The organism is uncultured Tessaracoccus sp. (assembly GCF_947286155.1).
In the GTDB taxonomy this organism is placed as follows: domain Bacteria; phylum Actinomycetota; class Actinomycetes; order Propionibacteriales; family Propionibacteriaceae; genus Arachnia.
On record NZ_CAMYPD010000076.1, the window covers coordinates 1 to 7,182 of the forward strand.

A 7,182-nucleotide genomic window follows, 5' to 3' on the forward strand; every position below is an offset into this window, starting at 1 on the left:
GGTGCACCTGAACGTGCCTGCGGTGGAGCTGCATCGTCGGCTTGCGGCGAGAAATGCCGGCCCTCGCGGGCCGCACCAGGTGGTCGTCGCTCTTGAACAGCTCGACAAGTGGATCGCGACGTTCGAGGCGCCCGCCGACGACGAGGGCGCGGTGCGGGTTACCGCGGCGGAGCTAACCCAATATCCACACGCGTTTGCTGAAATCGGCGAAATCGGCGCAGATCGTGAAACGCAAGTGAATATTGGGTTAGGTCAGGCTTCGTCCCCGTCCCCATCCCAATCCTGAACCGGATCGCTCAGCAGCACCTTCTCGCCCATTGCGGCGACGACGGTCATGATGCCCAGCTCATCCTCAACCCGAGCTTCGAGCGCCTCGGCCGCGGCCGGCTCGCCGTGGGTGAGGAAGATGGTTTCCGGCTTGGGATCGAGCGCAGCCAACCAGCTCACTAACTCGGAGGCGTCGGCGTGCCCGGAGAACTCCCGGTCTTGCAGCACCTCCGCCCGACGCGGCACGTGCCGGCCGAAGATCTTCACGTGGCGGGCGCCGTCGATGAGTGCCCGCCCACGGGTGCCCTCGGCCTGGAAGCCGGTGAGGATGACCGAGTTCTTGGGGTCGGGGAGGAGCTGCTCCAGGTGCGAGAGCACGCGGCCGCCCTCAAGCATGCCGGAGCTAGAGATGATGATGCGCGGATCGCGGCGGCGGCGCGCCTTCTTCGACTGCTGCGCAGTGCGGGCCTCGACGAAGTGCTTGCTGGCAATGAAATCGCTCAGCTGCACCTCGTCGCGAAACTCGTCGGACATGTCGCGGTACACGTCGAGCGCCTTCATACTCATGGGCCCATCGACGATGATCGGAACCTCCGGGATGCGACCCTCGGCCTGCATGTGCGTGAGCGCATACATCACGGACTGCGTGCGGTCGATGGCGAAGGCCGGGATGAGCACCGCTCCACCACGTTCGATGGTGCGGGTGATGGCGTCGGCCATCACTTCGTGGGGGACGTCCGGCTCGGCGTGTTCGCGGTCGCCGTACGTGGATTCGCACAGCACGAAGCGTGCGCCCGGCGGGGTGTCGCGGGCGCGAAGCAGCTTATGCTCAGGACGCCCGACGTCGCCGGAGAACAGCACGTCCGTGCCCGCAAACTGCACGTGGATGGATGCGGCTCCCAGCATGTGTGCGGTGCGAGTCCAGCGCGCGGTGAGACCATCGCCCAGCTCGACATCTTCGTCGAACGGCACCCAGCGCAGCTGCCGGATTGCCCGCTCGGCATCCTCAGTGGTGTAGAGCGGACGAGGATTCTGGTGCTTGGAGTAGCCGCCCTTCACAGCGTGTTCCGTGGCGAGCTCCTGGAGGTGCGCGGCGTCGCGCATCACGATCTCCGCGAGCTTGGCGGTGGCCTCGGTGCAACAAATCGACCCGCTGAACCCCTGGTTGACAAGGGCAGGGATGTAGGCGGTGTGATCGGCGTGCGCGTGGGTGACGAGAAGCATCTCCAGGCTGGCGGCGTCGACGGGGAACTCCTGCCAGTTGAGCCTGCGCAGGTCTTTCTGCCCTTGGAACATGCCGGCATCCACCAGGATGCGCCTGGTGCCTTGCTCGAGCAGGTACTTCGAGCCGGTGACAGTGCCGGCGGCGCCGAGAAATTGCAGAGTGACAGTTTCAGTCATGGCTCCACTGTGCCGCAGCCGCGAGCGCTCGTGTGCGGAATGAGAAAGGTTGCCGGCCTACTCCGCGCGGAAGCCGACCATGAGCTCGACGCTCACCTCCACATCGTCGGGGCGCGCCTCGACGGGCTCCGCCGCGCCCGCGCCGGCGAATGCCACCTGGCGGGTGAAGAACCCTTCCGCACTCGGCAGCGACCCGTCGCGAACCCACTCGACGACGCACCGCGTCGCCCCGAGCTCCTGAGCGATGCGCTCCGCCTTGGCGCGCGCCTCAGCCAGCGCATCCGCGACGAGACTCTGCTCGGCCTCATCACGCTGCTCAGGCGTGAGGCGCCACGAGATATACCCGACGTGCACCCCGCCGGCTGCCCATTCGGCACTCAGGCGGGCCATCTCGGCCGTGTCGCGAAACGTCGCCCGCACCGCACACGACGCGCGGTGCACCACCCGCTTCGCGTCACTGGACGACCAGCTACTCACCCCGTCGGTATGAAAACGTTCGAGCACGCTCGCGGGAAGCTCGTCGAGCTGCTGAATGAGCGCGCCGGCACGCTGCTGCACGTCGGCAACCACGCGTGCTGCGTCGCGGCCCTCGCCCTCGACACTCAGATGCAGCACTGCGAGCTGCGGCGTGTAGGCGCGCTCTGCTCGTCCGGTAATGGTGATCTCCATGGCTGACCTCTCAATCCATTGTGATGCGCATGCCCAGCGTGTGCTGCTGCCCAGTGGGAATGGTGACGGCGTGCTCGCGCACGTTGCCCACCTCGACGCACAGCATGCGGGCCCACTCGTCGCCGTTGAAATCAGCCAGTCCGGCCGCGTACTCCTCGCCGGGGTTCCACACGACGACATCCTGCGCGCCATGAGCGGTGATGGTGATGGTGCGGTCCGGCAGCACAATGCGCACCGGACCCACGGCCGCGCCGAGGTAGATCTCGTCGTGCGCGTCAGGCACGACGATGGGGTCGGCGGTGACGCCCTCCACCCGCGCTTCTCCCACGGCACCGACGAGGAAGTAGGTGTGCAGCGCGTCGTCAACCACGCAATCTTGGGTGGGCGAGGAAATAGTGAGGGCCACGTCGAGGGCCTTCCCGAATGTGGCTTCGTAGCGGTAGGAGAGGTCATGGGGGTAGTCCGTCGCGCCGGGAACGTGCGCGGTTTCGGGGGCCGTCAGCGACCACGATGCGCGAGTGCCCTCCGGCAGCTCGGTGGCGCCGTCGAATCTCCAGTCCACCCAGCGCACGAGGCCGTGCTTCGTGGGCTTTCGTACTTCCTCCCTGCCCCAGGCGAACCAGGGCGCGCAGACGGGGATGCCACCGTGGAACTCGGCGTCAGGGTTCGCGTCGCTGGTGACGAACAGGGCCTCGTGTCCGTCGCGCGGATGCCAGCTGGTGATGGTGGCACCGCGGTCGAGTGCTGCCGCGGTGCAGTGTGCGTTGGAGAATGCTCGTTGCATGGCCATACGGAAAACGCTACCTGACTTCGCACTCCCGACGCCGAGCCGGCGTCGGTTCTCGACTACCCTTTACTCATGGCTTACCACGCAGATGCGACGGATCTCGGCGACAAGGAAGTGCTCACCTGGCAAGGGTTGGGTGACGCCACCGACGACCTGGCGCGCACCATCGTCGACTCCGGGTTCCGCCCCGAGATCATCATCGCCGTGGCGCGAGGTGGCATGCTGCTGGCGGGCGGGCTGACGTACGCGCTGGGTGTGAAGCTCACCGATGCCATCAACGTGGAGTTCTACACCGACGTCAACGCGACGCTGCCCGACCCGGTGCTGCTGGCCCCCATGCTGGACACGAACGCCATCGCCGGCAAGCAGCTGCTTGTCGTCGACGATGTGGCTGATTCCGGCCGCACCCTCGCGCTGGTTATCAAGCTGCTGCGCGGGTTCGGTGCCGACGTCCGCTCGGCCGTGCTGTACGCCAAGCCACAGACTGTCGTCCAACCCGAATATGTGTGGCGGCGCACGGACAAGTGGATCGTGTTCCCGTGGTCGGCCAAACCGCCGCTGTTGCCGAGTGTTGAGTGATGCGCAGGCTCACCGCCCTCATCGCGACGGTGCTCCTCGCCCTGACCGCACCCCAGGCGCTGGCCTGCAGCTGCCCCACGCCGCCGTCGATCAACCAGGCCAAGGATGCGGACGTCGTCGCGCAGGTGCGCATCGACCGCATTGAGACCGCACCTGCCGACGGCACAGTGTTTTACACGCTGACCCCGCTGAAGGTGTGGAAGGGCGACTTCGATTCCTCGTTCCTGGCGCGCACCGCGGATGCGGTGGACGAGTGCGGCATGCCGAACCTACGGTTACGCACCGAACTGATGCTCATCGCCGACCGTGACTCCGACGGCGTCGCCACGCTCGAGGCGTGCTCGGGCAGCGGCACGTACACCTCAGAGCTCGACGAGGCCGTCACCGCGGCGCTCGGCCCAGGCGCCGCGCCGACGCTAGATCCGGCGTACCCTCCCGGCGAAATCAAGATGGACGGCATCGAGCCCAACCCGATGAATATTGTGCTCATCGGCGGCACGCTGCTGGTGCTGCTCGGTGTGGTGGTGGGGATGCTCATCGGGGGCTTCCGCCGCCAGCATCGTTGAGACGCGTCGCGCTCGCACTGTTGCCCATTTGCGTATGCTTTTTGTGGAAAGGACACGCCTATGCCTGAGACCCGAACTTTCGACCCTGCCGAGGGCAACGATCTCGCCAAGCTCGTACGCGACGCGATAGGCGGCGATGTGCGCCCCAACGAGCCGGGCGCCACGCCTAAGGTGCCCGTCGAGGAGGACGCGGACGCGAATGACGGGTCCCCGTCGCTCGTTGACCTACCTGACCTCGACTTCTGATCCCTACCCGCCTTCGCAGCCGAACGATGTGGCGCTGGTGAGCCCTGCGCGTCGCTGCTGAGTTGAAGCCGACTACCCTGGAACCTGAACAACTGTATTTTCTCGAAGAGGAGCAACCGTGACGCTCGAATGGACTGACACCGACGCTCGCGCCGTCGACACTGCCCGTGTGCTTGCCGCAGACGCCGTGGAGAAGGTAGGCAATGGCCACCCCGGCACGCCGATTTCTCTGGCCCCCGTGGCACACCTGCTGTACCAGAAGGTGATGCGTACTGATCCCGCGGACGACAAGTGGATCGCCCGTGACCGGTTCTTGCTCTCCGCTGGCCACGCGTCGATGCTGCAGTACGCACAGCTGTACCTCGGCGGCCTCGGCCTCGAAATGGAGGACATCCAGTCGCTGCGCACCTGGGGCTCCAAGACGCCCGGCCACCCCGAGTACAACCACACCAAGTTCATTGAGTGCACGACGGGACCCCTCGGCGCCGGCTTGAGCAACGCTGTTGGCATGGCGATGGCTGCTCGCCGTCACCGCGCGCTGTTCGATCCCGAAGCCAAGGCGGGCGAGTCGCTGTTCGACTACAACGTGTACTGCATCGTCGGCGACGGATGCCTCCAGGAGGGCATCACGTCGGAGGCGTCGTCGCTGGCTGGCACCCAGAAGCTCGGCAACCTCATCGTGATTTACGATGATAACGAGATCTCCATCGAAGGCGACACCGACATTTCCTTCACGGAGGACGTCGTCAAGCGCTACGAGTCGTACGGCTGGCATGTGCAGGAGGTCGACTGGACCAACGGCCACACCGAGTACCGCGAGGATGTCGAGGCACTGTACAACGCCATCGAGCAGGCGCAGCAGGTGACGGACAAGCCGTCCTTCATCCGCTTGAGCACCATCATCGGCTGGCCGCTGCCGAACAAGCAGGGCGACCACGGCGTGCATGGCGCCAAGATCGGTGGCGACGAGATTGCCGCCATGAAGGAGCTCATCGGCTTCGACAACGAGCCCTTCAAGATCGAGGACGACATCGTCGCCGCTACCCGCGCCAACCTGGCGGAGCGCGGCAAGGCCGCTCGCGACGAATGGAACGCCCGCTTCGACGAGTGGAAGGCCGCTCACCCCGACCGCGCCGAGCTGCTCGAACGCATCCGCGCGCACAAGCTCCCTGAAGACCTGTCGCTGCCCGTGTTCGAAGAGGGCTCGATGTCGACCCGCGCCGCCTCCGGTGAGGTGCTCACCGCGCTCGCCGACCAGCTGCCCGAGCTGTGGGGCGGATCGGCCGACCTCGCCGGTTCCAACAACACGACGATGAAGGGCCAGCCGAGCTTCATTCCCGAGGAGCATCAGACCGCACAGTGGCAGGGCTCCGAACTCGGTCGCACGCTGCACTTCGGCATCCGCGAGCATGCCATGGGCGGCATCCTCAACGGCATCAACCTGTCGAGCCTCACCCGCGCCTACGGTGGCACGTTCCTCGTGTTCTCCGACTACATGCGCCCCGCGGCACGCCTCGCGGCGCTGTCGTCCATTCCGACGGTGTTCGTGTGGACGCACGACTCCGTCGGTGTTGGCGAGGATGGGCCCACCCACCAGCCCATCGAGCACCTGGCGTCGCTGCGCGCTATCCCCGACTTCTCCGTCGTGCGCCCTGCCGACGCGAACGAGACGTCGGTGGCGTGGGGCGAGATCCTGCGACGCGCCAACGAGCCGGCGGCCATCATCTTGTCGCGCCAGAACCTGCGCACCATCGAGCGGGGCGAGAAGTACGCCTCCGCCGACGGCGTTGCGCGCGGCGCATATGTGGTGAGCGAGGCGTCGTCGACGCCGAAGGTGGTGCTGATTGCCACGGGCTCCGAGGTGGAGATCGCCCTCGATGCGCAGGAGAAGCTCGAGGCCGAGGGAACCCCCACCCGCGTCGTCTCGATGCCCTGCCAGGAGTGGTTCGACGAGCAGCCCGCCGAGTACCGGGCCGAGGTGCTGCCGGAGGGCACCGCGCGCGTCAGCGTTGAGGCCGGCATCTCCATGGGTTGGGCCAAGTACCTCGGCGCGAACGGAGCGTCGGTGTCCATCGAGCACTTCGGTGCATCGGCGAGCGGCGCCAAGTGCTTCGAGGAGTTCGGCATGACTGCCGACGCCGTCGTGGAGGCCGCCAAGGGTCTGCTCTGACGCATAGCTGGTGGGCCACGCCGGCTCACCAGCGCCCGGCAGTAACGTAGCAATGGGTTGAGCCCCCGCCTGCGCGGGGGCTCAACCCATTGCTACGTTCAGTCGCGTTCGGCGGCTGCGAGCGCTTCTGCGTTACGGAGCACGTCGACGACGAGTTGGAGCGCGATGGGGAAGGCGTCCTCGTCGAGTCCGAACGTGGGGGAGTGGTGGCTGGAATCGAAGCCCTTCTCCGCGTTGCCCGCACCCACGAAGACGTAGGTGGAAGGAGCTGTGCGCGAGAACGCCGCGAAGTCTTCGCCGCCGAGCATGGCCGGCTCGGAGATGACCTTGTCAGGCCAGCGCTTCGTCGCGAGCTCGCGCACGATCTGCGTGGGTGCGGGGGCGTTCCACGTCATGTCATATCCGACGAGGTAGTCCAGCTCGCACGTGAGCCCAGGATTCGCGGCTCTTCGCGTTTGAGGGTGTAGATGGTGGTAGCGGCGTGGCGGCTGGTGGAA

9 protein-coding genes are annotated in these 7,182 nt (G+C 66.4%); 5 read left to right on the top strand and 4 right to left on the bottom strand.

What is annotated here, in order from left to right; all coding sequences use genetic code 11:
* On the top strand, window positions 1-286 hold a 286-nt coding region (locus Q0X68_RS12705; protein WP_297752473.1), incomplete at its 5' end, for a hypothetical protein.
* On the opposite strand, the gene Q0X68_RS12710 is transcribed toward Q0X68_RS12705, so the two are convergent.
* The 3 genes from Q0X68_RS12710 to Q0X68_RS12720 are packed head-to-tail and all read right to left on the bottom strand — an operon-like array spanning window position 253 to window position 3,127.
* Entirely contained in the window at window positions 253-1,668 is a 1,416-nt protein-coding gene (locus Q0X68_RS12710) for an MBL fold metallo-hydrolase RNA specificity domain-containing protein (protein WP_297752475.1), read from the bottom strand. The two genes, Q0X68_RS12705 and Q0X68_RS12710, sit on opposite strands and share 34 nt — an antisense overlap.
* A 57-nt stretch (window positions 1,669-1,725) precedes the next feature.
* Window positions 1,726-2,337, bottom strand: coding sequence for an SIMPL domain-containing protein (locus Q0X68_RS12715; RefSeq protein WP_297752478.1), 612 nt, complete (start codon window positions 2,335-2,337; stop codon window positions 1,726-1,728).
* 10 nt (window positions 2,338-2,347) lie between these two features.
* Window positions 2,348-3,127, bottom strand: a complete 780-nt coding sequence (locus tag Q0X68_RS12720; RefSeq protein WP_297752481.1) for a hypothetical protein — start codon at window positions 3,125-3,127, stop codon at window positions 2,348-2,350.
* Window positions 3,128-3,196: 69 nt separating this feature from the next.
* On the opposite strand from Q0X68_RS12720, the gene Q0X68_RS12725 reads away from it, so the two are divergent.
* From Q0X68_RS12725 to tkt, 4 genes are all read left to right on the top strand, one after another.
* The gene (locus tag Q0X68_RS12725) at window positions 3,197-3,703 is read left to right on the top strand and encodes a phosphoribosyltransferase (RefSeq protein ID WP_297752484.1); all 507 of its coding nucleotides are present in this window, start codon (window positions 3,197-3,199) and stop codon (window positions 3,701-3,703) included.
* Window positions 3,703-4,269: a hypothetical protein gene (locus Q0X68_RS12730; RefSeq protein ID WP_297752486.1), complete on the top strand. Its 567-nt coding sequence runs from the start codon at window positions 3,703-3,705 to the stop codon at window positions 4,267-4,269. The genes Q0X68_RS12725 and Q0X68_RS12730 overlap by 1 nt, the downstream gene beginning before the upstream one ends.
* A 60-nt stretch (window positions 4,270-4,329) precedes the next feature.
* Window positions 4,330-4,515, top strand: coding sequence for a hypothetical protein (locus Q0X68_RS12735; protein ID WP_297752489.1), 186 nt, complete (start codon window positions 4,330-4,332; stop codon window positions 4,513-4,515).
* Between the two features lie 118 nt (window positions 4,516-4,633).
* Complete coding sequence (gene tkt, locus Q0X68_RS12740) at window positions 4,634-6,685, top strand: transketolase (RefSeq protein ID WP_297752492.1); 2,052 nt, start codon at window positions 4,634-4,636, stop codon at window positions 6,683-6,685.
* Between the two features lie 98 nt (window positions 6,686-6,783).
* On the opposite strand, the gene Q0X68_RS12745 is transcribed toward tkt, so the two are convergent.
* On the bottom strand, window positions 6,784-7,104 hold the full coding sequence (locus Q0X68_RS12745) for a M20/M25/M40 family metallo-hydrolase (RefSeq protein ID WP_366128403.1): 321 nt from the start codon (window positions 7,102-7,104) through the stop codon (window positions 6,784-6,786).
* Window positions 7,105-7,182 lie beyond the last annotated feature (78 nt).

Excerpts from the sequence above, each read along its gene's own strand:
- Q0X68_RS12710 (WP_297752475.1), bottom strand. The coding sequence starts at position 1,668 with ATGACTGAAACTGTCACTCTGCAATTTCTCGGCGCCGCCGGCACTGTC.
- Q0X68_RS12715 (WP_297752478.1), bottom strand. The coding sequence starts at position 2,337 with ATGGAGATCACCATTACCGGACGAGCAGAGCGCGCCTACACGCCGCAG.
- Q0X68_RS12720 (WP_297752481.1), bottom strand. The coding sequence starts at position 3,127 with ATGGCCATGCAACGAGCATTCTCCAACGCACACTGCACCGCGGCAGCA.
- Q0X68_RS12725 (WP_297752484.1), top strand. The coding sequence starts at position 3,197 with ATGGCTTACCACGCAGATGCGACGGATCTCGGCGACAAGGAAGTGCTC.
- Q0X68_RS12730 (WP_297752486.1), top strand. The coding sequence starts at position 3,703 with ATGCGCAGGCTCACCGCCCTCATCGCGACGGTGCTCCTCGCCCTGACC.
- Q0X68_RS12735 (WP_297752489.1), top strand. The coding sequence starts at position 4,330 with ATGCCTGAGACCCGAACTTTCGACCCTGCCGAGGGCAACGATCTCGCC.